Source organism: Pseudomonas sp. GW821-FHT01A09 (genome assembly GCF_058986725.1).
Window position 1 is genome coordinate 126,196 of record NZ_JBYSWB010000016.1, and the last position, 23,665, is coordinate 149,860.

Annotated in this window: 21 protein-coding genes; 20 read left to right on the forward strand and 1 reads right to left on the reverse strand. The window is 62.1% G+C overall.

Annotation, left to right across the window (positions count from 1 at the left end; translation table 11 throughout):
- The first annotated feature begins 3 nt into the window (after nucleotides 1–3).
- The 12 genes from fabZ to ispD all read left to right on the forward strand — a co-directional run bounded on the left by fabZ (nucleotide 4) and on the right by ispD (nucleotide 14,583).
- Nucleotides 4–444 (forward strand): 3-hydroxyacyl-ACP dehydratase FabZ, encoded by a 441-nt coding sequence (fabZ, locus tag AC3WJP_RS18750; RefSeq protein ID WP_226504954.1) that lies wholly within the window; start codon nucleotides 4–6, stop codon nucleotides 442–444.
- Nucleotides 441–1,217 (forward strand): acyl-ACP--UDP-N-acetylglucosamine O-acyltransferase, encoded by a 777-nt coding sequence (gene lpxA, locus AC3WJP_RS18755; RefSeq protein WP_493722064.1) that lies wholly within the window; start codon nucleotides 441–443, stop codon nucleotides 1,215–1,217. Before fabZ ends, lpxA begins: the two co-directional genes overlap by 4 nt.
- The gene (gene lpxB / locus AC3WJP_RS18760; RefSeq protein WP_493722065.1) at nucleotides 1,217–2,380 is read left to right on the forward strand and encodes a lipid-A-disaccharide synthase; all 1,164 of its coding nucleotides are present in this window, start codon (nucleotides 1,217–1,219) and stop codon (nucleotides 2,378–2,380) included. The genes lpxA and lpxB overlap by 1 nt, the downstream gene beginning before the upstream one ends.
- A 17-nt stretch (nucleotides 2,381–2,397) precedes the next feature.
- Nucleotides 2,398–3,021 (forward strand): ribonuclease HII, encoded by a 624-nt coding sequence (gene rnhB, locus AC3WJP_RS18765; protein WP_493722083.1) that lies wholly within the window; start codon nucleotides 2,398–2,400, stop codon nucleotides 3,019–3,021.
- 146 nt (nucleotides 3,022–3,167) lie between these two features.
- Complete coding sequence (dnaE, locus tag AC3WJP_RS18770; protein ID WP_493722066.1) at nucleotides 3,168–6,689, forward strand: DNA polymerase III subunit alpha; 3,522 nt, start codon at nucleotides 3,168–3,170, stop codon at nucleotides 6,687–6,689.
- 157 nt (nucleotides 6,690–6,846) lie between these two features.
- On the forward strand, nucleotides 6,847–7,794 hold the full coding sequence (locus AC3WJP_RS18775) for an acetyl-CoA carboxylase carboxyltransferase subunit alpha (protein WP_493722067.1): 948 nt from the start codon (nucleotides 6,847–6,849) through the stop codon (nucleotides 7,792–7,794).
- Between the two features lie 148 nt (nucleotides 7,795–7,942).
- Entirely contained in the window at nucleotides 7,943–9,232 is a 1,290-nt protein-coding gene (tilS, locus tag AC3WJP_RS18780) for a tRNA lysidine(34) synthetase TilS (protein WP_493722068.1), read from the forward strand.
- A gap of 191 nt (nucleotides 9,233–9,423) precedes the next feature.
- A complete protein-coding gene (gene pyrG, locus AC3WJP_RS18785) occupies nucleotides 9,424–11,055 on the forward strand; it encodes a CTP synthase (RefSeq protein WP_493722069.1) in 1,632 nt (543 codons plus the stop codon).
- Nucleotides 11,056–11,058: 3 nt separating this feature from the next.
- On the forward strand, nucleotides 11,059–11,904 hold the full coding sequence (gene kdsA / locus AC3WJP_RS18790) for a 3-deoxy-8-phosphooctulonate synthase (RefSeq protein ID WP_493722070.1): 846 nt from the start codon (nucleotides 11,059–11,061) through the stop codon (nucleotides 11,902–11,904).
- A 193-nt stretch (nucleotides 11,905–12,097) separates the two neighbouring features.
- Nucleotides 12,098–13,387, forward strand: coding sequence for a phosphopyruvate hydratase (gene eno / locus AC3WJP_RS18795; RefSeq protein WP_493722071.1), 1,290 nt, complete (start codon nucleotides 12,098–12,100; stop codon nucleotides 13,385–13,387).
- 210 nt (nucleotides 13,388–13,597) lie between these two features.
- Nucleotides 13,598–13,876 carry a cell division protein FtsB gene (gene ftsB / locus AC3WJP_RS18800; protein ID WP_226504963.1) on the forward strand — a complete coding sequence of 93 codons (279 nt, stop codon included), beginning with the start codon at nucleotides 13,598–13,600 and terminating at the stop codon, nucleotides 13,874–13,876.
- On the forward strand, nucleotides 13,873–14,583 hold the full coding sequence (ispD, locus tag AC3WJP_RS18805) for a 2-C-methyl-D-erythritol 4-phosphate cytidylyltransferase (protein ID WP_493722072.1): 711 nt from the start codon (nucleotides 13,873–13,875) through the stop codon (nucleotides 14,581–14,583). Before ftsB ends, ispD begins: the two co-directional genes overlap by 4 nt.
- Before the next feature lies 1 nt (nucleotide 14,584).
- On the opposite strand, the gene AC3WJP_RS18810 is transcribed toward ispD, so the two are convergent.
- On the reverse strand, nucleotides 14,585–15,481 hold the full coding sequence (locus AC3WJP_RS18810; RefSeq protein ID WP_493722073.1) for a LysR substrate-binding domain-containing protein: 897 nt from the start codon (nucleotides 15,479–15,481) through the stop codon (nucleotides 14,585–14,587).
- A 120-nt stretch (nucleotides 15,482–15,601) separates the two neighbouring features.
- On the opposite strand from AC3WJP_RS18810, the gene AC3WJP_RS18815 reads away from it, so the two are divergent.
- The 8 genes from AC3WJP_RS18815 to rpoS all read left to right on the forward strand — a co-directional run bounded on the left by AC3WJP_RS18815 (nucleotide 15,602) and on the right by rpoS (nucleotide 22,814).
- Entirely contained in the window at nucleotides 15,602–16,714 is a 1,113-nt protein-coding gene (locus AC3WJP_RS18815) for an S-(hydroxymethyl)glutathione dehydrogenase/class III alcohol dehydrogenase (RefSeq protein ID WP_493722074.1), read from the forward strand.
- 10 nt (nucleotides 16,715–16,724) lie between these two features.
- Complete coding sequence (fghA, locus tag AC3WJP_RS18820; protein ID WP_493722075.1) at nucleotides 16,725–17,567, forward strand: S-formylglutathione hydrolase; 843 nt, start codon at nucleotides 16,725–16,727, stop codon at nucleotides 17,565–17,567.
- A 78-nt stretch (nucleotides 17,568–17,645) separates the two neighbouring features.
- Complete coding sequence (gene ispF, locus AC3WJP_RS18825) at nucleotides 17,646–18,119, forward strand: 2-C-methyl-D-erythritol 2,4-cyclodiphosphate synthase (RefSeq protein ID WP_493722076.1); 474 nt, start codon at nucleotides 17,646–17,648, stop codon at nucleotides 18,117–18,119.
- Entirely contained in the window at nucleotides 18,116–19,174 is a 1,059-nt protein-coding gene (truD, locus tag AC3WJP_RS18830; RefSeq protein ID WP_493722077.1) for a tRNA pseudouridine(13) synthase TruD, read from the forward strand. Before ispF ends, truD begins: the two co-directional genes overlap by 4 nt.
- Nucleotides 19,162–19,911: a 5'/3'-nucleotidase SurE gene (gene surE, locus AC3WJP_RS18835; RefSeq protein WP_493722078.1), complete on the forward strand. Its 750-nt coding sequence runs from the start codon at nucleotides 19,162–19,164 to the stop codon at nucleotides 19,909–19,911. Before truD ends, surE begins: the two co-directional genes overlap by 13 nt.
- A gap of 38 nt (nucleotides 19,912–19,949) precedes the next feature.
- Nucleotides 19,950–20,585 carry a protein-L-isoaspartate(D-aspartate) O-methyltransferase gene (locus tag AC3WJP_RS18840; RefSeq protein ID WP_493722084.1) on the forward strand — a complete coding sequence of 212 codons (636 nt, stop codon included), beginning with the start codon at nucleotides 19,950–19,952 and terminating at the stop codon, nucleotides 20,583–20,585.
- A gap of 199 nt (nucleotides 20,586–20,784) precedes the next feature.
- Complete coding sequence (locus AC3WJP_RS18845) at nucleotides 20,785–21,699, forward strand: peptidoglycan DD-metalloendopeptidase family protein (protein WP_493722079.1); 915 nt, start codon at nucleotides 20,785–20,787, stop codon at nucleotides 21,697–21,699.
- A gap of 110 nt (nucleotides 21,700–21,809) precedes the next feature.
- Nucleotides 21,810–22,814, forward strand: a complete 1,005-nt coding sequence (rpoS, locus tag AC3WJP_RS18850) for an RNA polymerase sigma factor RpoS (RefSeq protein ID WP_493722080.1) — start codon at nucleotides 21,810–21,812, stop codon at nucleotides 22,812–22,814.
- Nucleotides 22,815–23,665: the final 851 nt, after the last annotated feature.

A 23,665-nucleotide genomic window follows, 5' to 3' on the forward strand; every position in this document is an offset into this window, starting at 1 on the left:
GAAATGATGGACATCAACGAGATTCGCGAATACCTGCCGCACCGCTATCCTTTCCTGTTGGTGGATCGGGTGGTGGAGCTTGATACCGAGGCGCAGCGGATTCGTGCCTACAAGAATGTCAGCATCAACGAGCCATTCTTCAACGGTCACTTCCCCGCGCATCCGATCATGCCGGGCGTGCTGATCATCGAGGCCATGGCGCAGGCGGCGGGCATCCTGGGGTTCAAGATGCTCGACGTCAAACCGGCGGACGGCACCTTGTATTACTTCGTCGGCTCCGACAAGCTGCGCTTTCGCCAGCCGGTGCTGCCGGGTGACCAGTTGATCCTGGAAGCCAAGTTTCTCAGCTGCAAGCGCCAGATCTGGAAGTTCGAATGCTCGGCCTCCGTTGACGGCAAACCGGTGTGCTCCGCTGAAATCATCTGCGCGGAACGTAAACTATGAGTTTGATTGACCCTCGTGCCATCATCGACCCTTCTGCCAAATTGGCGGACGGCGTCGAGGTCGGTCCATGGTCGATCGTCGGTGCAGGTGTGGAAATCGGCGAGGGGACCGTCATCGGGCCTCACGTGATACTCAAGGGGCCGACCCGGATCGGCAAGCATAACCGCATCTACCAGTTTTCTTCGGTGGGCGAAGACACCCCTGATCTCAAGTACAAGGGTGAAGAGACGCGCCTGGTGATTGGCGACCACAACGTGATTCGCGAAGGTGTGACCATCCACCGCGGCACCGTACAGGATCGTCATGAAACGACGCTGGGCGATCATAACCTGATCATGGCCTATGCCCATATCGGTCATGACAGCGTCATCGGCAACCACTGTATTCTGGTCAACAATACGGCGCTGGCCGGTCATGTGCATGTCGATGACTGGGCGATCCTCTCCGGATTCACCCTGGTGCATCAATTCTGCCATATCGGCGCGCACAGTTTTTCCGGCATGGGCACCGCCATCGGCAAGGACGTTCCGGCGTTCGTCACCGTGTTCGGCAACCCGGCCGAAGCGCGCAGCATGAACTTCGAAGGCATGCGCCGTCGCGGTTTCAGCAACGAAGCCATCCAGGCGCTGCGCCGCGCCTACAAGGTGGTCTACCGTCAGGGCCTGACGGTCGACAAGGCGATCGCCGAGCTCGCCGAGCCCGCCGCCGAGCACCCTGAGGTTGCGTTGTTCCTGAAGTCCATCGAAGGCTCCTCCCGGGGCATCACGCGCTGATGTCACTTCCACAGGTGTTGACCGTTGCGTTGGTGGCCGGTGAGGCCAGCGGCGATATCCTCGGTGCTGGTCTGATGCGCGCGCTCAAGGTGCGCCATCCCGGCATTCGCTTCATTGGTGTGGGTGGTCCGCTGATGGAAGCCGAGGGCATGCAATCGTATTTCCCCATGGAGCGCTTGTCGGTCATGGGGCTGGTCGAGGTGCTGGGGCGTCTGCGCGAGCTGCTGCGTCGACGCAAAGACCTGATCGCCACCCTGATCGAGCAGCGTCCCGATGTGTTCATCGGTATCGACGCGCCGGATTTCACCCTCAATATCGAACTCAAGCTGCGCCAGGCCGGGATCAAGACCGTTCACTATGTGAGCCCGTCGGTCTGGGCGTGGCGGCAGAAGCGGGTGCTCAAGATCCGTGAGGGTTGCGATCTGATGCTGACCTTGCTGCCGTTCGAAGCGCGCTTCTACGAGGAGCAGGGGGTGCCGGTGAAGTTCGTCGGCCATCCGCTGGCCGATACCGTGCCGCTGGAAGTCGACCGTTTGGCTGCGCGTACGCAATTGGACCTGGCGGCCGACGCGTCGGTGGTCGCCTTGATGCCTGGCAGCCGTGGCGGCGAGGTGGGTCGCCTGGGCGAGCTGTTCCTCGACGCCGCGCAACGTCTGCTGACCCAGCGTCCTGACCTGCGTTTCGTGATTCCCTGTGCGAGCCCGCCACGGCGCGCGCAGCTCGAGACGATGCTCGAAGGTCGGCGACTGCCGGTCACCCTGCTCGACGGTCAGTCCCATACCGCGCTGGCCGCCTGTGACGCGGTGCTGATCGCCTCCGGCACCGCGACCCTCGAGGCCCTGCTGTACAAGCGGCCGATGGTAGTGGCCTACCGGCTCTCGACGGTGACGTTCTGGATCCTCAAGCGCATGGTCAAGAGCCCCTACGTGTCGCTGCCCAATCTACTGGCTCAGCGCATGCTGGTGCCGGAGTTGCTGCAGGACGCCGCCACCGCCGAGACGCTGGCCGATACCTTGCTGCCATTGATCGATGGCGGCAGTGAACAGACCCAAGGCTTCGATGCCATTCACCGCACCTTGCGCCTGGATGCCTCGAATCAGGCCGCCGAGGCGGTGCTGGCCTTGCTCGACCCGGCGCGTGCCGCGTTACCAAGGAGTGTCTGACGAATATGAGCAAGCAATTGCAGATGGGCCTGGATTACGACCTGGTCGAAGAGCTGGTCGCTGGGGTCGATGAAGTCGGTCGCGGCCCCCTGTGTGGCGCCGTGGTCACGGCCGCGGTGATTCTCGATCCGCGCCGGCCGATCCTCGGCCTCAACGACTCCAAGAAGCTCACCGAGGCGCGCCGCGAGCTGCTCTATGAGGAAATCTGCGAAAAGGCCTTGGCCTGGTGCATCGCCCGTGCCGAAGTCGACGAGATCGACCGCTTGAACATCCTCCATGCCACCATGCTGGCGATGCAGCGCGCCGTCGAAGGGCTGAGCGTGACGCCGCGGCTGGCGTTGATCGACGGCAATCGTTGCCCGCAGTTGAAGGTGCCCTCGGCGCCAGTGATCAAGGGCGACTCCAAGGTGCCGGCGATCGCCGCGGCCTCGATCCTGGCGAAAGTCAGCCGTGATCGCGAGATGGCCGCCTTCGAGCTGATCTATCCGGGCTACGGCATCGGTGGGCACAAAGGCTATCCGACGCCCGTGCACCTCGAGGCGCTGGCCCGTCTGGGACCAACGCCGATTCACCGGCGCTCGTTCGCCCCGGTGCGCGCGGCCTGGGAAGCACGCCCTTATCTGGATACAGATCTGGCGTGAACCTCGGTACAATCGTCGCCACTCAAATCACCCTGTAGCGAGGGGGCTTGCCCCCGAAAAATCCGCCAGTCCCTCGCGCAGTGACTGACTCATCGAATCGGGGGCACGTCCCCTCGCTAACTGCATCCGTTGTCACAGGATCAAACATGTCGGTTTCTTTCGTACATCTACGCCTGCACACCGAATACTCGCTGGTCGACGGCCTGGTGCGGATCAAGCCGCTGGTCAAGGCCCTGGCCGGGATGAACATGCCCGCAGTGGCCGTCACCGACCAGAACAACATGTGCTCGCTGGTCAAGTTCTACAAGACCGCCATGGGCGCCGGTATCAAGCCGATCTGTGGTGCCGACCTGTGGATGGCCGGGCGCGATGCCGACGCGGCCTTGAGCCGCATCAGCCTGCTGGCGATGAACGCCAAGGGCTACCGCAATATCACCGAGCTCATTTCCCGCGGTTTCATCGATGGCCAGCGTAATGGCCAGGTGATCATCGAGCGTGACTGGGTCGCCGAGGCCAGCGAGGGCGTGATCGCTCTGTCCGCAGCGCGTGAAGGCGAAATCGGCATGGCCCTGCTGGGTGGCAATCCAGGCGATGCCGAGCACCTGCTGCGTGAATGGATGACGGTGTTCCCGGACCGCTTCTATGTCGAAGTGCAGCGCACCAACCGCGCCAACGACGAAGAATACCTGCACGCCGCCGTGGCCCTGGCCGATCGCCTGGGGGCGCCGCTGGTGGCCACCAACGATGTGCGCTTCATCAAGCAGGAAGACTACGAGGCCCACGAAACCCGCGTGTGCATCGGCGAAGGCCGGGCGCTGGACGACCCGCGCCGCAACAAGAACTACAGCGACCAGCAGTACCTCAAGAGCCCGGCGGAAATGGCCGAGCTGTTCAGCGACCTGCCCGAAGCCCTGGAAAACACCGTCGAGATCGCCAAGCGCTGCAACATCGAGGTCAAGCTGGGCACGCACTTCCTGCCCGACTACCCGATTCCCGACGGCATGACCATCGACGAGTATTTCCGCAAGGTCTCGTTCGACGGTCTCGAGGAGCGCCTGGCGGTATTGCTGCCCAAGGACACCACCGAGGACTACGACGCCAAGCGTCAGGTCTACGTCGATCGCCTGAATTTCGAGCTGGATATCATCATCCAGATGGGCTTCCCCGGGTATTTCCTGATCGTTATGGACTTTATCCAGTGGGCCAAGAACAACGGCGTGCCGGTAGGTCCTGGGCGGGGGTCGGGTGCAGGGTCGCTGGTGGCCTATGTGCAGAAGATCACCGATCTCGACCCGCTGGAATACGACCTGCTGTTCGAACGTTTCCTCAACCCCGAACGGGTCTCCATGCCCGACTTCGACGTCGACTTCTGCATGGATGGCCGCGACCGCGTCATCGATTATGTGGCCGACAAGTACGGGCGTAACGCGGTCAGCCAGATCATCACCTTCGGTTCCATGGCGGCCAAGGCGGTGGTGCGCGACGTGGCGCGGGTACAGGGCAAGTCCTACGGTCTGGCCGATCGCCTGTCGAAGATGATCCCGTTCGAAGTGGGCATGACCCTGGAGAAGGCCTACGAGCAGGAAGAAATCCTGCGCGACTTCCTCAAGACCGATGAAGAGGCCGGCGAAATCTGGTCCATGGCCCTCAAGCTCGAGGGCATCACCCGTAACGTCGGCAAGCACGCGGGCGGCGTGGTCATCGCCCCCACCAAACTCACCGACTTCTCGCCGATCTATTGCGACGAGGAGGGCGGCGGCCTGGTGACTCAGTTCGACAAGGACGACGTCGAGGCGGCCGGTCTGGTGAAGTTCGACTTCCTCGGTCTGCGTACCCTGACGATCATCGACTGGGCGTTGAAGACCATCAACCGCGAGCGCGCCAAGGTCGACGAGCCGCCGCTGGACATCGCCTTTATCCCGCTGGACGACAAGCCGACCTACACGCTGCTGCAAAAAGCCGAAACCACCGCGGTGTTCCAGCTCGAGTCCCGGGGCATGAAGGAGCTGATCAAGAAGCTCAAGCCCGACTGCCTCGAAGACCTTATCGCACTTGTGGCGCTGTTCCGCCCGGGCCCGCTGCAATCAGGCATGGTGGACGACTTCATCAACCGCAAGCACGGCCGTGCCGAGCTGGCGTACCCGCACTCCGATTACCAGTACGAAGGCCTCAAGCCGGTATTGGCGCCGACCTACGGCATCATCCTGTATCAGGAACAGGTGATGCAGATCGCGCAGGTCATGGCCGGCTACACCCTCGGTGGTGCCGACATGCTGCGTCGCGCCATGGGTAAAAAGAAGCCCGAAGAGATGGCCAAGCAGCGCGGCGGCTTCATCGAAGGCTGCGCGAGCAACAATATCGATCCGGATCTGGCGGGCAACATCTTCGATCTGGTAGAAAAGTTCGCCGGCTACGGCTTCAACAAGTCTCACTCCGCCGCTTATGGCCTGGTGTCCTACCAGACCGCCTGGCTGAAGACCCACTACCCGGCGCCGTTCATGGCCGCGGTACTCTCGGCGGACATGCACAACACCGACAAGGTCGTGACCTTGATCGAAGAAGTGCGCACCATGAAGCTGCGCCTCGACGCACCGGACGTGAACACCTCGGAGTTCAAGTTCACGGTCAACGACGACGGCCGCATCGTCTATGGCCTGGGCGCGATCAAGGGCGTGGGCGAGGGGCCGGTGGAGGCCATCGTCGAGTCCCGCCAGAGCGGGCCGTTCAAGGACCTGTTCGATTTTTGCGAGCGGGTCGATCTCAAACGCATCAACAAACGCACCCTCGATGGCCTGATTCGTAGCGGCGCGCTGGATCGCCTGGGGCCGTTCTTCCATGACGAGCCCAAGGCCTACCAGGCCAGTATCGACCAGAACCGCGCGGTGTTGCTGGCCTCTCTGGAGGAGGCCATCAAGGCGGCCGAACAGACCGCGCGCACCCTGGACAGCGGGCATATCGACCTGTTCGGCGGTGTGTTCGTCGAAGCGGATGCCGACGTCTACGCGTCCCATCGCAAGGCACGGCCGCTGACCCTCAAGGAGCGTTTGAAGGGCGAAAAGGACACCCTGGGCCTGTACCTGACCGGTCACCCGATCGACGAGTATGAAGGCGAGATTCGTCGTTTCGCTCGTCAGCGCATCATCGACCTCAAGCCGTCGCGCGAAAGCCAGACGGTGGCGGGCATGGTCATCGCGTTGCGGGTGATGAAGAACAAGAAGGGCGACAAGATGGGCTTCATCACCCTCGACGACCGCTCGGCGCGGATCGAGGCGTCGCTGTTCGCCGATGCCTACATCACCGCGCAGAATCTGCTGCAGACCGATGCGGTAGTGGTGGTCGAAGGCGAGGTCAGCAACGATGACTTCTCCGGCGGCCTGCGCCTGCGGGTCAAGCGCGTGATGACCATGGAGGATGCCCGTACGCAATTGGCCGAAAGCTTGCGCCTGAAGGTCAACGTCGAGGCGCTCAAGGGCGATCGCATGAGCTGGCTGGGCGAGTTGCTCAAACGCCATCGCGGCGCCTGCCCGGTGACCATGGACTACACCGGCCAAGACGCCAAGGCCATGCTGCAATTCGGCGAGGCCTGGCGAATCGACCCGGCCGACAGCTTGATTCAAGCGCTGCGTGACCAGTTCGGGCGTGAGAACGTCTTTTTGCAATACCGTTGATTCAGAGCCCGCCGGTGGCGTTTCGAAACGCGCGCCGCCAGCGAGGCATGGCTCGACCTGATTTTTAAACTCGACCTGAATGCGCCAATTCCGTAAGGTATGGCGCCAAACGGATCAACCGGCCGGCCGCCTGGCCGTCGACCCAAGACGGAAGACTATGAACCCGAATTTTCTTGATTTCGAACAGCCGATTGCCGACCTGCAAGCCAAGATCGAAGAATTGCGCCTGGTCGGTAACGATAACTCTCTGAATATCGGCGATGAGATCTCGCGTCTGCAGGACAAGAGCAGCACGTTGACCGAAAGCATCTTCGGCAACCTGACCAGCTGGCAGATCGCTCGCCTGGCGCGTCATCCACGCCGCCCGTACACCCTTGACTACATCCAGCACATCTTCACCGAGTTCGACGAGCTGCACGGCGATCGGCACTTTTCCGATGACGCCGCCATCGTCGGCGGTATCGCTCGTCTGGACGAGCAGCCAGTGATGATCATCGGTCACCAGAAAGGCCGTGAAGTGCGCGAGAAGGTGCGTCGCAACTTCGGCATGCCGCGCCCTGAAGGCTACCGCAAGGCCTGCCGCCTGATGGAAATGGCCGAGCGCTTCAAGATGCCGATCCTGACCTTCATCGACACCCCGGGCGCCTATCCGGGCATCGACGCCGAAGAGCGCAACCAGAGCGAGGCGATCGCCTGGAACCTGCGCGTCATGGCGAGGCTGAAAACCCCGATCATCGCGACCGTGATCGGTGAAGGCGGTTCGGGCGGTGCGCTGGCCATCGGTGTCTGCGATCAGTTGAACATGCTGCAGTACTCCACCTACGCCGTGATTTCGCCGGAAGGCTGCGCATCGATCCTGTGGAAGACCGCCGAAAAAGCCCCGGACGCTGCGGAGGCCATGGGGATCACGGCGGAGCGCCTGAAAGGCCTGGGCATCGTCGACAAGGTGATCAACGAGCCACTGGGTGGCGCCCATCGCGATCCGGCCAAGGCTGCGGCCAATATCCGTGCCGAGCTGACCGCGCAGTTGGACATGCTCAAGGGCCTCGATAACGATGCGCTGCTGGCCCGTCGTTACGAGCGTTTGATGAGCTACGGTCTGTAATACCCGCTTGCTGACGATTGGCGGTCTCGCGGCTGCCTTCGCGAGCAAGCTTCGCTCCCACAATCACTAACTCCTGTGGGAGCAGGGCTTGCCCGCGAAGGGGCCAGTCGCAATACCATTATCTCCAACCCGCCAGCAGGGCCCGATCATGCTCGATCAACTGCTGCAGCAACTCACCCCCTTCCGTAACGTCCCCGCCTGGCGCGTCGCCTTCTCCGGCGGTCTCGATTCCACTGTCCTGCTGCACCAGCTCGCCGAGCTCGCCCGCCGGCATGCACTGCCACCCCTCAGCGCCATCCATGTCCATCATGGTCTGCAAGCCGCTGCCGATGCCTGGCCCGAGCACTGTGCGTCGGTCTGCGCGCAACTGAACATCCCCTTGCAAGTGATCCACGTTCAGGTGCAAGCCGGCGCGAGCCTTGAACAGGCGGCACGGGACGCGCGCTATCAGGCGTTCGTCGAGTGTCTGCAAGTGGACGAGGTGCTGCTGACCGCCCAGCATCGCGACGATCAGGCCGAAACCCTGCTGTTCCGGTTGCTGCGCGGGGCGGGGGTACGCGGTTTGGCCGCAATGCCACGGCAACGGGCGCTGGGAGCAGGGCTGCTGGTGCGGCCATTGCTCGATGTTCCCAGGGCGCGCTTGCATGCCTGGGCCACCGAGCGGCAGATCCCTTGGGTCGAGGACCCGAGCAATACCGATGACCGTCCGTCGCGCAACTTTTTGCGATTGAGCATCTTTCCCGCACTCGCGACCCGCTGGCCCCAGGCTATGCAGAACATGGCCCGGGCAGCTGCCCACGTGAGCGAGGCGCTGCAATTGCTGGAGGAATTGGCGCGCGAAGATCTCGAAGAGGCGCTGACGGGCAACGATCACCCGTGGCTCGGCGTGCCGACCCTGTCGCTGCCGCCTCTGCGCCAGCTCTCAGCCGCACGTCAGCGCAACGCATTGCAGGCCTGGCTGGCGCCCTTGACCCGCCTGCCCGACGCCGCGCATTGGGCTGGCTGGGCCGACCTGCGCGACGCTAGCCCAGCGGCCACGCCGAGCTGGCGTCTGGCCGATGGCGAACTGCACGTCAGCCAGCAGCGCATCTGGTGGCTCTCCGGCTTCTGGCTGCAGCCGCCGTTGCCGGCCGGTCCGTGGCTCGATCCCCGTCTCCCTCTGGCGTTGCCCGGTAACGGCGAGCTGCGCTGGACCGGCGACCTTGCGCCGGGCCGACTCGAGGTCCGCTACCGCCAGGGGGGCGAACACATGCACCTGCCGGGCCGTGGCCACCGCGACCTCAAGCGCCTGCTCAATGAAGCGGGCGTCCCCGCCTTCGCGCGCGCGCGCCTGCCGTTGCTGTATGTCGACGGCGCGCTGTATGCGGTGGCCAACCAGTGGCGCCTCAACGCGCAGAGCGCCTTGCTGAAATGGTCGCCGCCGAGCAGCGACTCATGACACGCGAGCAACGTTTGAGATGAAAGGCGCTTTCCGGTAGACTACGCTCCCTTCTTGATACAACTTCTGTGGATTCCAGTAATCGCAGGGGTTGCCGATGTCCAAATGATTTTTGGCCATCGGGGGCTTCGGCCTTCCTTCGCTTTCCCCGGCGGCTCTGACCGCTTTAACGCAGACTTCTAGGGTTTTTCATGACGCGCTACATCTTCGTCACGGGCGGTGTTGTTTCTTCATTGGGGAAAGGCATTGCTTCGGCATCATTGGCGGCCATCCTGGAGGCGCGGGGGCTTAAGGTCACCATGCTCAAGCTGGATCCGTACATCAACGTCGATCCAGGGACCATGAGCCCTTTCCAGCACGGTGAAGTGTTCGTCACTCACGACGGCGCCGAGACCGACCTCGATCTGGGTCACTACGAGCGGTTCATCCGCACGACCATGTCCAAGACCAACAACTTCACCACCGGCCGTGTCTACGAACACGTCCTGCGCAAGGAGCGCCGTGGTGATTACCTGGGCGCGACCATTCAGGTCATTCCGCACATCACCGACGAAATCAAGCGCCGCATCATCAAGGGTGCCGGCGACGCCGAAGTGGCGCTGGTCGAAATCGGCGGCACGGTCGGTGACATCGAGTCGCAACCCTTCCTCGAGGCCATCCGCCAGCTGCGTGTGGAGATCGGTTCCAAGCGCGCCATGCTGATGCATCTGACGCTGGTGCCGTACATCGCCACCGCTGGCGAGACCAAGACCAAGCCGACCCAGCACTCGGTCAAGGAGCTGCGCTCCATCGGCCTGCAGCCAGACGTGCTGATCTGCCGCTCCGACCACCACGTGGACGTTTCCTCGCGCCGCAAGATCGCCTCGTTCACCAACGTCGAAGAGCGCGCGGTCATCTCCCTGGAAGATGCCGACACCATCTACAAGATCCCGGGCATGCTCCACGCCCAGGGCCTGGATGACTTTGTCGTCGAGCGTTTCGGCCTGCAATGCGGCAGCGCCGATCTGTCCGAGTGGGACAAGGTCGTCGACGCCAAGCTCAACCCGGAGCACGAAGTCACCATCGCCATGGTCGGCAAGTACATGGAACTGCTGGACGCCTACAAGTCGCTGATCGAAGCGATGAGTCACGCCGGCATCGCCAACCGCACCAAGGTCAACCTGCGCTATATCGACTCCGAAGACATCGAGAACCAGGGCACCGGCCTGCTGGAAGGCGCCGACGCGATCCTGGTGCCCGGCGGTTTCGGTCTGCGTGGCGTCGAGGGCAAGATCACTGCCGTGCAGTTCGCCCGTGAAAACAAGGTCCCTTACCTGGGTATCTGCCTGGGCATGCAAGTGGCGGTCATCGAGTTCGCTCGTAACGTCATGGGCTGGAAAGATGCCAACTCCACCGAGTTCGATCGCGCCAGCGGTCACCCGGTCGTGGGCCTGATCACCGAATGGGAAGACGCCACCGGCGCGGTCGAAACCCGTACCGAAACCTCCGATCTGGGCGGCACCATGCGCCTCGGCGCGCAGGACTGCCAATTGGTAGCCGGTTCCAAGGTGCACGACTGCTACGCCAAGGACGTGATCGTCGAGCGTCACCGTCACCGCTATGAAGTGAACAACAACCTGCTGCCGCAGTTGATCGAGGCCGGCCTGATCGTTTCCGGTCGTTCCGGCGACGGCGCCTTGGTGGAAGTGGTCGAAGGTCAGGATCACCCCTGGTTCGTCGCATGCCAGTTCCACCCGGAATTCACCTCGACGCCTCGTGACGGCCACCCGTTGTTCAGTGGTTTCGTCAAGGCGGCACTCGCTCAACACCAGAAGAAGGCTTGAGTCATGGCACAGAAGATCATCCGCGTCGGCGACATAGAGATTGCCAACGACAAACCGATGGTGCTGTTCGGTGGCATGAACGTGCTGGAGTCCCGCGATCTGGCGATGCAGGTCTGTGAAGAGTACGTGCGCGTTACCGAAAAGCTCGGTATCCCGTATGTGTTCAAGGCTAGCTTCGACAAGGCCAATCGTTCCTCGGTAGCGTCCTACCGCGGTCCTGGGTTGGAAGAGGGCATGCGCATCTTCGAAGAGATCAAGCGCACCTTCAACGTGCCGCTGATCACCGACGTCCACGAGCCAGCGCAAGCGGCCGTGGTCGCTGAAGTCTGCGACATCATCCAGTTGCCGGCCTTCCTGTCGCGTCAGACCGATCTGGTGGTGGCGATGGCCAAGACCAACGCCGTGATCAACATCAAGAAGGCCCAGTTCCTCGCGCCCCAGGAGATGAAGCACATCCTGACCAAGTTCGAAGAAGCGGGCAACGAACAGTTGATTCTCTGCGAGCGTGGCACCAGCTTCGGCTACAACAATCTGGTGGTCGATCCGTTGGGCTTCGGCATCATGAAGCAGTTCGAATATCCGCTGATCTTCGACGTGACCCACGCCCTGCAGATGCCGGGCGCGCGTCTGGATTCGGCTGGTGGTCGTCGTGCCCAGGTGACCGACCTGGCCAAGGCCGGCCTCAGTCAGGGCCTGGCGGGTCTGTTCCTTGAAGCCCATCCCGATCCTGACAACGCCAAATGCGACGGCCCGTGCGCCTTGCGCTTGAACAAGCTGGAGCCTTTCCTGTCTCAGCTCCAGGCGCTGGATCGACTGATCAAGAGTTTCGACCCGATCGAAACCGCGTAACGGTTATTTCGGGTAAAGTACTGCTCGATTTGTCACAGCACTGTTGCGAGGGGGCTTGCCCCCGATTGCGGTGGATCAGAGCCGATCATGCGTCTGATACACCTTATCGGGGGCAAGCCCCCTCGCTACAGGTGAACGCCGCTGGCCGCAAAATCTCCCCACTGTCCTAGTCAACTTCGGAGTGCTCATAACAATGGCAAAAATCGTCGACATCAAAGGTCGTGAAGTTCTCGATTCCCGTGGCAACCCTACCGTCGAGGCAGATGTCCTGCTCGACAACGGCATCATCGGCAGCGCCTGTGCGCCGTCGGGTGCGTCGACTGGTTCGCGTGAAGCTCTGGAACTGCGCGATGGCGACAAGAGCCGTTACATGGGCAAGGGCGTACTCAAGGCGATCGCCAACATCAACGGTCCGATCCGTGATGCGCTGCTGGGCAAGGATCCGGTGGATCAAAAGGCCCTCGACCACACGATGATCGCGCTGGACGGCACCGAGAACAAAGCTTCGCTGGGCGCCAACGCCATTCTCGCGGTGTCCCTGGCCGCCGCCAAGGCCGCTGCTCAGGATCAGGATCTGCCGCTGTACGCGCACATCGCCAACCTCAACGGTACGCCGGGCGTGTATTCCATGCCGGTGCCGATGATGAACATCATCAATGGTGGCGAACATGCCGACAACAACGTCGACATCCAGGAATTCATGGTGCAGCCGGTCGGCGCCAAGACTTTCTCCGACGCCTTGCGCATGGGCACCGAGATTTTCCATCACCTCAAGGCTGTGCTCAAAGGCCGCGGCCTGAACACCGCCGTGGGTGACGAAGGTGGCTTCGCGCCGAACCTGGCATCCAACGAAGACGCGCTGGGCGCCATCGCCGAAGCAGTGAAAAATGCCGGCTACACACTGGGCACCGACGTGACCCTGGCCCTGGACTGCGCCGCCAGCGAATTCTACGACAACGGCACCTACGACCTGGCCGGTGAAGGCCACAAGTTCGACGCCGAAGGTTTCGCCACCTACCTGGCCGGCCTAACCCAGCGCTATCCGATCATCTCGATCGAAGACGGCCTGGACGAGTCCGACTGGGCTGGCTGGAAGATCCTCACCGACAAGATCGGCGACAAGGTGCAATTGGTAGGTGACGACCTGTTCGTGACCAACACCAAGATCCTCAAGGAAGGCATCGACAAGAAGATCGCCAACTCGATCCTGATCAAGTTCAACCAGATCGGCACCCTGACCGAGACGCTGGAAGCCATTCAGATGGCCAAGGCCGCTGGCTACACCGCGGTCATTTCTCACCGTTCGGGCGAAACCGAAGACTCCACCATCGCCGACCTGGCGGTGGGTACTGCCGCTGGCCAGATCAAGACCGGCTCGCTGTGCCGTTCCGACCGTGTGTCCAAGTACAACCAGTTGCTGCGTATCGAAGAGCAACTGGGTGACAAGGCGGCCTACCGTGGTCGTGCCGAATTCCGCGGTTGATGATCGCAGTCAGGCAGGACGCATGACCGTTGCTCGGGCGGGGCATTTCACCGCCGGGCAATAGATGGTAAAAAGATGCCAGCCGGCGGTCCGAATGATTCGAACGCCGTCGTTGCTGGCAGATGCTTCAGAGTGCTGAGCCCGGTGCATGCCGGGCTTCGTGCCATCAGACGTTCCAAGATGTGATCGTCTTTACCACTGGATACCTTGATGCGCAGTCCTTACTGGTTGTTCCTCGTTTTGCTCGCCCTGTTGGGTGGGTTGCAATACCGCCTGTGGGTCGGTAACGGCAGCCTGGCCCAGGCCACCGAGCTGCGCCAGCAGATTGCCGACCAGGAAGCTGAAAACAAGCGCCTGGAAGAACGCAATCGCGTGCTCGACGCCGAGGTGTCCGAGTTGAAGAAAGGCATGGAAACCGTTGAAGAGCGTGCCCGCCAGGAACTGGGCATGGTCAAGAACGGCGAGACTCTCTATCAGTTGGCCCAATGAATTCAGCTTTACCTGCCTTCTGGGCAGTCATCCCCGCAGCGGGGGTGGGCGCGCGCATGGCCGCCGACCGCCCCAAGCAATACCTGACCCTGGGTCAGCGAACACTGCTCGAACATAGCCTCGGCTGTTTTCTCGATCACCCGGGGCTCAAGGGCCTGGTGGTCAGCCTGGCGGTGGACGATCCCTATTGGCCGAACCTCGCCTGCGCCAGCGACCCGCGGATCCAGCGCGTGGCCGGTGGTGTCGAGCGGGCCGATTCGGTCTTGAATGCGTTGCTCTATCTGCACGGACGCGGCGCCGACGATGACGATTGGGTGCTAGTGCACGATGCCGCCCGGCCAAATCTGGCACGCAGCGATCTCGATAACCTGTTGGTCCAGCTGGGCGACGATCCGGTCGGCGGCTTGCTGGCGGTGCCGGCGCGGGACACCCTGAAGCGCGCCGACAGCAGCGGCCGGGTCCGCGAGACGGTGGACCGCAGCAGCATCTGGCAGGCCTATACGCCGCAGATGTTTCGCCTGGGCGCCTTGCACCGGGCGCTGGCCGACAGTCTGGTGGCCGATGTGGCGATCACCGATGAGGCCTCGGCCATGGAATGGGCCGGCCAGGCGCCACGGCTGATCGAAGGCCGTGCCGACAACCTCAAGGTCACTCGCCCGGAAGATCTGGAGTGGCTGAGGCAGCGTTGGGCCAGCAAGCCAGGCTAGTTCAGCCGAGATATTCGGGCCTTCTGGCCAGCATCTCGCGCAGGTAATCCACCAGCTTGCGCACTTTGGGCGACAGATGCCGTTGCTGCGGATAAAGCGCCCACACCGCGGTATTCGGCGGCTGATGCGCCTCCAGCAACGAGATCAATGTTCCACTGCGCAAATGCTCGAGCACGTAATAATCCGGCAGCTGGCATAAACCGATGCCCGCCAACGCTGCGTCCAGCACCGCCTGCCCACTGTTGCAGCGCCAGTTGCCTTGCACCCGCTGTGATAATTCCCGGCCATCCTGCTGCAGCGCCCACTGGTCGGAACTGCCTACCAGGCAATTGTGGCGCGCGAGTTCCGAAACGCTGTGGGGCCGGCCATAGCGGGCTAGATAGGACGGCGACGCGCACAGGTACATGCGCCGCGGCGCCAGGCGCGTGGCCACCAATTGCGAATCCTGCAGTCGGCCCAGACGAATGGCCAGGTCGATGCCCTCGTGCACCAGGTCCAGTGGCCGGTTGCTCAGCTCGATATCGATCCGCAATTGCGGGTACTGCCCCATGAACTGCGTCACCAACGGCACGATAAAGCGCTCCCCATAGGCCACCGCGCAGGTCATGCGCAGCAGGCCCTTGGGCTCACTGGCCAGATCACCCACCGCGCGCAACGCCTCTTCGCGCCCGTCCTGCAAGCGTTGGCAATGCTGCAGAAAGGTCTGCCCGGCCTCGGTCAGCGTCACCCGCCGGGTACTGCGGTACAGCAGGCGCGTCTGCAGGCGGTCTTCAAGGCGGGCGATCTGCCGGCTGATATGCGAGGGCGATACGCCAAGGCGTTCGGCGGCAGCGGTGAATTGGCTGCACTCGGCCACCGCGACGAACTCATCGATGCCTTCCCAGCGGTTCTCGTTCATCGCCAGATACCTGCTTATTATCCCTGTACAGCAATAATGTTTTTTTGCGCTGCGGATTATTAATCAAAAGATCATGAATTACACTGCAAGGCTTCCGTTATCTCTGTTGGAGCCCTGTTGATGATCAAGTCTCGTGCCGCCGTTGCCTTTGAGCCCAAGAAGCCGCTGGAAGTCGTCGAAGTCGATGTGGCCATGCCCAAGGCGGGTGAGGTGCTGGTGCGTATCGTCGCTTCGGGCGTGTGCCATACCGATGCCTACACCCTGTCGGGTGCCGACGCTGAAGGCATCTTCCCGTCGATCCTCGGCCACGAAGGTGGCGGTGTGGTCGAAGCCATCGGCGAGGGTGTGACCTCGGTGGCCGTGGGTGACCACGTGATTCCGCTGTACACCGCCGAATGCCGCAAGTGCAAATTCTGCCTGTCGGGCAAGACCAACCTGTGCCAGGCCGTGCGCGCTACTCAGGGCAAAGGCGTGATGCCCGACGGTACCTCGCGTTTCTCCTATCAAGGCAAGCCGATTTTCCACTACATGGGCACCTCGACCTTCTCCGAGTACACCGTGTTGCCGGAAGTCTCGGTGGCCAAGATCCAGAAAGAAGCACCGCTGGAAAAGGTCTGCCTGCTGGGTTGCGGCGTGACCACCGGTATCGGTGCGGTGATCAACACCGCCAAGGTCAAGCCGGGTGACACCGTGGCGATCTTCGGCTTGGGCGGCATCGGTCTGTCCGCGGTCATCGGCGCGGTCAAGGCCAAGGCCAGCCGCATCATCGCCATCGACATCAACCCGGCCAAGTTCGAGATCGCTCGCCAGCTGGGCGCCACCGACTGCGTCAACCCCAAGGACTACGACCGTCCGATCCAGGAAGTCATCGTCGACCTCACCGATGGCGGCGTGGATTTTTCCTTCGAATGCATCGGTAACGTGCAATTGATGCGTGCCGCGCTGGAGTGCTGCCACAAGGGTTGGGGTGAATCGGTGATCATCGGTGTCGCCGGCGCCGGCCAGGAGATCGCTACCCGTCCATTCCAGCTGGTGACCGGTCGCGTCTGGCGCGGTTCGGCCTTTGGTGGCGTGCGCGGTCGCACCGAGCTGCCGAGCTATGTCGACATGGCGCAGAAGGGCGAGATTCCGCTGGATACCTTCATCACCCACACCATGGGCCTGGAAGATATCAACAAGGCGTTCGACCTGATGCACGAAGGCAAAAGCATCCGCAGCGTCATCCACTTCTAAGGGGCATGCCATGAGTCTGGAGAATGTTTCCTGCCAGAAGAGCTTCGGCGGCTGGCACAAGCGCTACAAGCATCGCAGCGAGGTGCTGGGTTGCGACATGACCTTCGCCGTTTACCTGCCGCCGCAAGCCGAGGTTGGGGGCAAGCTGCCGGTGCTCTATTGGCTGTCGGGGCTGACCTGCACCGACGAGAACTTCATGCAGAAGGCCGGCGCGCACAAGCTGGCCGCCGAACTGGGGTTGATCATCGTCGCGCCGGACACCAGCCCCCGCGGCCCGGACGTAGCCGGTGATCCGGACGGCGCCTGGGATTTCGGTCTCGGCGCCGGCTTTTACCTCAACGCCACGCAGCAGCCCTGGGCGCGGCATTACCGCATGCACGATTACGTCGTGCAGGAGTTGCCGGCTTTGGTAGAGGCGCATTTCCCGGCCAGCGAGCGGCGCAGTATCAGTGGCCACTCCATGGGCGGACATGGCGCGCTGGTATGTGCCTTGCGCAATCCGGGTCGCTACCGTTCGGTGTCGGCGTTTTCGCCGATCAGCAATCCGATGGATTGCCCGTGGGGGCAAAAGGCATTCTCGCGCTATCTGGGCGAGGAGCGTTCGAAGTGGCGCGAGTGGGATGCTTCGGTGCTGTTGGCCGAAGCCGGCGAGCGCCTGCCGACCTTGGTCGATCAGGGCGATCGGGATGATTTTCTCGAGAACCAGCTCAAGCCCCAGGCCTTGGTGCAAGCGGCAAAGGCGGCGGATTACCCGCTGACGTTGCGCTTGCAGCCCGGCTATGACCACAGCTATTACTTCATCGCCAGCTTCATCGACGACCACCTGCGTCACCACGCCGCGGCGCTGGCCTGATCCGGCGCAAGCCAAAGGCGCCAAGGGCGGCCAAAGCAGGTAGAATCACGCCCTGACTCAATCGGGGCGTTTTCTTTTATGCGTATTGGCCACGGCTATGATGTGCACCGTTTCGCGGATGGCGATTTCATTACTCTCGGGGGCGTGCGCATCCCGCACCGCTTCGGGCTGCTGGCTCACTCCGACGGCGACGTGTTGCTGCATGCCTTGAGCGACGCGCTGCTCGGCGCTGCGGCCTTGGGCGATATCGGCAAGCACTTCCCGGACACCGATCCGCAATTCAAGGGCGCCGACAGCCGCGTGCTGTTGCGCCATGTGCTCGCTATCGTTCAGGCCAAGGGCTGGGTCGTCGGCAACGTCGATGCCACCATCGTCGCACAGGCACCGAAAATGGCCCCGCATATCGACACCATGCGTGCGCAGATTGCCGCCGACCTGCAGGTCGAACTCGACCAGGTCAACGTCAAGGCCACCACCGAAGAAAAACTCGGCTTTACCGGTCGCGAAGAGGGCATTGCCGTTCACGCCGTTGCCTTGTTGCTGCGCCCATGACCGAACTCGAACTGCTCGGGCCGCGTGCATGTGGAGCGGCGCTCGGTAGCGCTGTGCTCAAGGCCAGCGCGGAGGATTTCCAGGTCGATGAGGTGCTCGACATCCCGCTTAGCGGTGATGGCGAGCACCTGTGGCTGTGGGTCGAGAAGCGCAATCTCAACACCGAGGAGGCCGCTCGGCGGCTGGCCAAGGCGGCAGGCGTGCCATTGCGCACGGTCAGCTATGCCGGGCTCAAGGATCGCATGGCGCTGACCCGACAGTGGTTCAGTCTGCAACTGCCCGGCAAGGCCGATCCGGACCTGAGCAACGCCGAAGACGAGACGCTGAAGATCCTCACGGCCACGCGTCACAAGCGCAAGCTGCAACGTGGCGCGCACGCGGCCAACGGTTTTACCTTGCGCTTGACCGGCCTGACGGCTGACCACGCCGCCCTTGATGCGCGTCTGGAGCAGCTCAAGGCGCAAGGCGTGCCCAATTACTTCGGTACTCAGCGCTTCGGCCACGACGGCGGCAATGTCTTCGACGCGCAACAGTGGGCTGCCCGCAAGGCATTGCCGGAGCAACGCAATGTGCGTTCGCGGCTGCTGTCGACGGCGCGCAGCTTTCTGTTCAATCAGATCCTTGCTGCCCGCGTTGCCGACGGCAGCTGGAACCGGGCGCTGCTGGGTGATTTGCTGGCCTTCACCGACAGCCGCAGTTTCTTCCCGGCCACCGCTGCCGAACTCGACGATCCGCGCCTGGCCATTCTTGATCTGCACCCCACCGGTGCATTGTGGGGGGAAGGGGCACTGGGCTCGGCGGGGCAGGCCGGTGAAATCGAACAAAAGGTCGCGCTCGCCCATGCCGATCTGGCCGATTGGCTGATTAAAGCGGGTTTGAGCCAAGAACGTCGCATCCTGCGACTGCCCATTGGGCGGTTGTCGTGGCATTATCCCGAGCCTGACATTCTGCAACTGGAATTCGTCCTTCCGGCCGGATGCTTCGCCACCGTCGTGGTGCGTGAACTCTTCGATCTGGTGCCGGCAGGGCAGACGGACAGCCCATGCGTATTCTGATTTCAAACGACGACGGGGTCACCGCACCCGGTCTCGCCGCGCTTTACGGTGCCTTGGCGGATTATGCCGAGTGCTCGGTGATCGCCCCCGACCAGGACAAGAGCGGGTCCAGCAGTTCGCTGACGATCGATCGGCCGCTGCACCCGCACGTCCTCGATAACGGCTTTATCAGCCTCAACGGCACGCCTACCGACTGCGTCCATCTGGGGCTCAACGGGTTATTGTCCTTCGAGCCGGATATGGTGGTCGCGGGCATCAACCTGGGAGCAAACCTCGGCGATGACGTCCTGTATTCCGGTACGGTCGCCGCCGCCCTTGAAGGGCGCTTCCTGAATCGCACCTCGCTGGCGTTCTCGCTGCTGTCTCGCCAGCCGGACAACCTGGCGACGGCTGCCTGGGTCGCGCGCAAGCTGGTCGAGGCGCACACCTCGCTGGCACTGCCGCCGCGTACCGTGCTCAACGTCAATATCCCCAATCTGCCGCTGGAACATATCCGTGGTCTGCGGTTGACCCGCCTCGGCCATCGCCAGCGGGCCAAGCCGCCGACGCGGGTCATCGATCCACGGGGCAAGCCGGGCTACTGGATTGCCGCCGCAGGGGATGCCGAAGACGGCGGCCCCGGCACTGATTTCCATGCCGTGATGCAAGGCTACGTTTCGGTTACGCCGCTGCAGCTCGATCGTACCTTCAACGATGCTTTCCATCATCTTGAAGGCTGGCTGGAGGGGTTGAGCTGATGCGCGAGCAGGATGATCTGATGCGCCGCGGGATTGGCATGACTTCCCAGCGCACGCGCGAGCGCTTGATCCAGCGCCTGTATGAAGAGGGCGTGTCCAACACCAGGGTGCTCGACGTGATTCGGCGCACGCCACGCCACCTGTTCGTCGACGAGGCGCTGTCGCATCGCGCCTACGAGGACACCGCACTGCCCATCGGCCACAACCAGACCATCTCCCAGCCCTACATGGTGGCGCGCATGAGCGAGCTGCTGCTGGAGGACGGACCGCTCGACAAGGTCATGGAGATCGGCACCGGTTCGGGCTATCAGACTGCCGTACTGTCGCAGTTGGTGGAGCGGGTGTTTTCCGTGGAGCGCATCAAGGTCCTGCAGGACCGCGCCAAGGAGCGTCTGGTCGAGCTCAATCTGCGCAATGTGGTGTTTCGCTGGGGCGATGGTTGGGAAGGCTGGCCGGCATTGGCGCCTTACAATGGCATCATCGTCACCGCGGTGGCCACCGATGTGCCGCAGGCCCTGCTCGATCAGCTGGCACCTGGCGGGCGCCTGGTGATTCCGGTGGGCTCGGGCGAGGTTCAGCAGTTGCTGCTGATCGTGCGCGAAGAGCATGGTTTCTCCCGCCGGGTGCTGGGTTCGGTGCGTTTCGTGCCGCTGCTCAATGGCCCGTTGGCTTGATTGAATACGCCTTGGGCGACATGGAATTCCGCGCGCGCCCATCGGTCATAGAGCCGTGGTCGCGCTAAGCGATGCGGCGGGTATCCCCCGTAGGCAGCAAGGGAGCGGGGCGACGCAGGGTATACTGCAACTTAAACTTACAATTTCGTTCATGTATCCGCGTGATCATGCACTATTCAGCAAATCTAGGGAGCGGCGGGTGGGTCTCACAGTCATTCAGCAGCGTATGGGTCTATCAAGCTTCAAGCTTCTGATGATTGGTCTCGCCTTTGCAGCCACCTTGTCAGGTTGCGCCAGTTCGTCCACCAGTGGTGGCGTCAAGGTGGTCGATCGCGCCAAGGCGCCACAGAACCCGACGGTGACCACGGGTCAATACGTGGTCAAGCGTGGCGATACGCTGTTTTCCATTGCCTTCCGCTACGGCTGGGACTTCAAGGCCCTGGCGGCGCGTAACAACATTCCTCAGCCGTACACCATTCATCCCGGGCAGGCGATCCGTTTCGATGGGCGTTCGAGCAGCGATGGCTCTGCACCGGTGGTCGTAACGGGGTCTGCGCCAGTCGTGGCAGGTTCTTCCGCCGTGGTGACAGGTTCCAACAGCCCTTCTTCTTCCTATCGTCGGACGGTCATTACCCGCCCTGTGGCAGCGCCAACCCCGGGCACGGTCACCGCGCCGGCCAACAGCACCACGGTTGCGCCGGTCACTCCGACGCCGACCCCCGTGCCTGCTGGACAGCGCTCGCCGACGGGCTGGGCGTGGCCTGCGAATGGCGTCCTGATCGGCAAATTTGCTTCAAACAGTAGTTTGAATAAAGGCATTGATATCGCCGGAGAATTGGGACAGCCTGTTTTTGCTGCGTCTGACGGTTCAGTTGTTTACGCCGGGAGTGGATTGCGGGGCTACGGCGAGCTGATCATCATCAAACACAGCGAAACCTACGTCAGTGCCTACGGTCATAACCGCAGGCTGTTGGTTCGGGAGGGGCAGCAGGTCAAAGCCGGGCAGCAAATTGCCGAGATGGGTTCAACGGGTACCGACCGGGTCAAGCTTCATTTTGAGATTCGCAGTCAGGGCAAGCCCGTAGATCCGCTGCAATTCCTGCCGCGTCGTTGATATTGTTGCCAGCCTGTTCCTTCATCGCGTAATCGGGGACAGGCTCAAGCGTTGCCATGGATAAAGGCGTCGCTGGAGCTTGAGGTCGAACTCAACAAGGGACTAAAAATATGGCTCTCAGCAAAGAAGCGCCGGAGTTTGACATTGACGATGAGGTCCTCCTGATGGAGACCGGTATCGTCCTGGATGCATCGGCCGATGACGAACCCGTCGTCCCCGCCGCTCGCTCCAAGGCCAAAGGCTCCACCTCCCTCAAACAGCACAAGTACATTGATTACACTCGGGCACTGGATGCCACGCAGTTGTATCTCAACGAGATCGGTTTCTCGCCCCTGCTATCACCTGAAGAAGAAGTCCATTACGCACGGCTGTCGCAAAAAGGCGACCCGGCCGGTCGCAAGCGGATGATCGAGAGCAACCTGCGCCTTGTCGTGAAAATCGCTCGGCGTTATGTCAATCGCGGGCTTTCACTGCTGGACCTGATCGAAGAGGGCAACCTCGGCCTTATCCGCGCGGTGGAGAAATTCGATCCGGAACGCGGCTTCCGCTTCTCGACCTATGCCACCTGGTGGATTCGTCAGACCATCGAACGGGCGATCATGAATCAGACCCGCACGATTCGTCTGCCGATTCATGTGGTCAAGGAACTCAATGTATATCTGCGAGCAGCCCGCGAGCTGACGCAAAAGCTCGATCACGAGCCTTCCCCGGAAGAGATCGCCAACCTGCTGGAAAAACCCGTTGGCGAGGTCAAGCGCATGCTTGGCCTGAACGAGCGTGTGTCTTCGGTGGATGTGTCCTTGGGGCCGGACTCGGACAAGACCCTGCTCGACACCCTGACCGACGATCGCCCCACCGATCCCTGCGAGCTGCTGCAGGATGATGATCTGTCCCAGAGCATCGACCAGTGGCTGTCGGAGCTGACCGACAAGCAGCGCGAAGTGGTGGTTCGTCGTTTCGGCCTGCGCGGGCACGAGAGCAGCACGCTGGAGGATGTCGGCCTCGAAATAGGCCTGACCCGTGAGCGGGTGCGACAGATCCAGGTCGAGGGCCTCAAACGGCTTCGGGAGATCTTGGAGAAGAATGGTCTGTCCAGTGAGTCACTGTTTCAATAACGCTGGCTGCGCAAAAAATACCTCGTGGATGCGAGGTATTTTTTTGCCTGTTTGACGGCTGCTTTAAGTGCTTTGCGGCATTGCGTGTAAGCCAATGCTGACGTATACGTAAGCGATCGTAACCGGCTGGCGTAGAGTATCGGCTTAAAAGTGCTGGGTTGTTAGTTAACCTTATGAAAAATATATATTTATTTTTCTGAAATATAAGCTTAATGACTTTTTTTGAAAGGTTTGTGCGCTTGTCACGGCCGGGGAGATCGCTAATATCGGCACTGTGTCTACGGACAGACACAGGCCCTCACGGATCGAGAGCCAGGACATCGCAAGACGCGATTCATCAGGATGATGACAGGGAATACAGGGAAATATGGAAAAAATGTGGGCGGGTCAAACCGCCCCTTTTTTTTGCCTGCGATTTGATGATTCTTGGGCTCGGGGCTCGGGGCTCGGGGCTTCGGGCTGGGGTTTTGGGCTCGGGGTGGTTCTGCTTTCGAGCCGGCCTTGGGGTCGCCGCCCCCGCCATTGGCCCCTCGCTGGGGCGAGGGGTTCCCGCGTTCCGGCACGCTTGCGCAGGGCACGCCCCGATGGGCCATCCTTGGCCCAGCGGGGCTTAGCCGGCATCCATGCCGGCTAGCCCTGCGCAAGCGCGCCTCCACGCGGCCTGCTGAAAGGGGGCGGCGACCCCAAGGCCGGCTCGAAAGCAGAACAGTGAGATCTGCGGTGACTGCCGAGCTTTTAAAGCATTGGCGCCTCAATTTTCGGCTGGCCCTGCTGGCGCTCCAGCCTGGGCGGCGCCCCTCCAGCAGGCCGCGTGGAGGCTTCTGAATCGGTGGTCCCCCGGCATGGATGCC

What these genes read in the sequence shown, in the direction of transcription:
- AC3WJP_RS18840 (WP_493722084.1), top strand. Translation starts at nt 19,950, where the DNA reads ATGACTTCCCAGCGCACGCGCGAGCGCTTGATCCAGCGCCTGTATGAA.
- AC3WJP_RS18815 (WP_493722074.1), top strand. Translation starts at nt 15,602, where the DNA reads ATGATCAAGTCTCGTGCCGCCGTTGCCTTTGAGCCCAAGAAGCCGCTG.
- dnaE (WP_493722066.1), top strand. Translation starts at nt 3,168, where the DNA reads ATGTCGGTTTCTTTCGTACATCTACGCCTGCACACCGAATACTCGCTG.
- ftsB (WP_226504963.1), top strand. Translation starts at nt 13,598, where the DNA reads ATGCGCAGTCCTTACTGGTTGTTCCTCGTTTTGCTCGCCCTGTTGGGT.
- pyrG (WP_493722069.1), top strand. Translation starts at nt 9,424, where the DNA reads ATGACGCGCTACATCTTCGTCACGGGCGGTGTTGTTTCTTCATTGGGG.
- lpxA (WP_493722064.1), top strand. Translation starts at nt 441, where the DNA reads ATGAGTTTGATTGACCCTCGTGCCATCATCGACCCTTCTGCCAAATTG.
- tilS (WP_493722068.1), top strand. Translation starts at nt 7,943, where the DNA reads ATGCTCGATCAACTGCTGCAGCAACTCACCCCCTTCCGTAACGTCCCC.
- ispF (WP_493722076.1), top strand. Translation starts at nt 17,646, where the DNA reads ATGCGTATTGGCCACGGCTATGATGTGCACCGTTTCGCGGATGGCGAT.
- fabZ (WP_226504954.1), top strand. Translation starts at nt 4, where the DNA reads ATGATGGACATCAACGAGATTCGCGAATACCTGCCGCACCGCTATCCT.
- rpoS (WP_493722080.1), top strand. Translation starts at nt 21,810, where the DNA reads ATGGCTCTCAGCAAAGAAGCGCCGGAGTTTGACATTGACGATGAGGTC.
- eno (WP_493722071.1), top strand. Translation starts at nt 12,098, where the DNA reads ATGGCAAAAATCGTCGACATCAAAGGTCGTGAAGTTCTCGATTCCCGT.
- lpxB (WP_493722065.1), top strand. Translation starts at nt 1,217, where the DNA reads ATGTCACTTCCACAGGTGTTGACCGTTGCGTTGGTGGCCGGTGAGGCC.
- ispD (WP_493722072.1), top strand. Translation starts at nt 13,873, where the DNA reads ATGAATTCAGCTTTACCTGCCTTCTGGGCAGTCATCCCCGCAGCGGGG.
- kdsA (WP_493722070.1), top strand. Translation starts at nt 11,059, where the DNA reads ATGGCACAGAAGATCATCCGCGTCGGCGACATAGAGATTGCCAACGAC.
- AC3WJP_RS18810 (WP_493722073.1), bottom strand. Translation starts at nt 15,481, where the DNA reads ATGAACGAGAACCGCTGGGAAGGCATCGATGAGTTCGTCGCGGTGGCC.
- truD (WP_493722077.1), top strand. Translation starts at nt 18,116, where the DNA reads ATGACCGAACTCGAACTGCTCGGGCCGCGTGCATGTGGAGCGGCGCTC.
- AC3WJP_RS18775 (WP_493722067.1), top strand. Translation starts at nt 6,847, where the DNA reads ATGAACCCGAATTTTCTTGATTTCGAACAGCCGATTGCCGACCTGCAA.
- surE (WP_493722078.1), top strand. Translation starts at nt 19,162, where the DNA reads ATGCGTATTCTGATTTCAAACGACGACGGGGTCACCGCACCCGGTCTC.
- fghA (WP_493722075.1), top strand. Translation starts at nt 16,725, where the DNA reads ATGAGTCTGGAGAATGTTTCCTGCCAGAAGAGCTTCGGCGGCTGGCAC.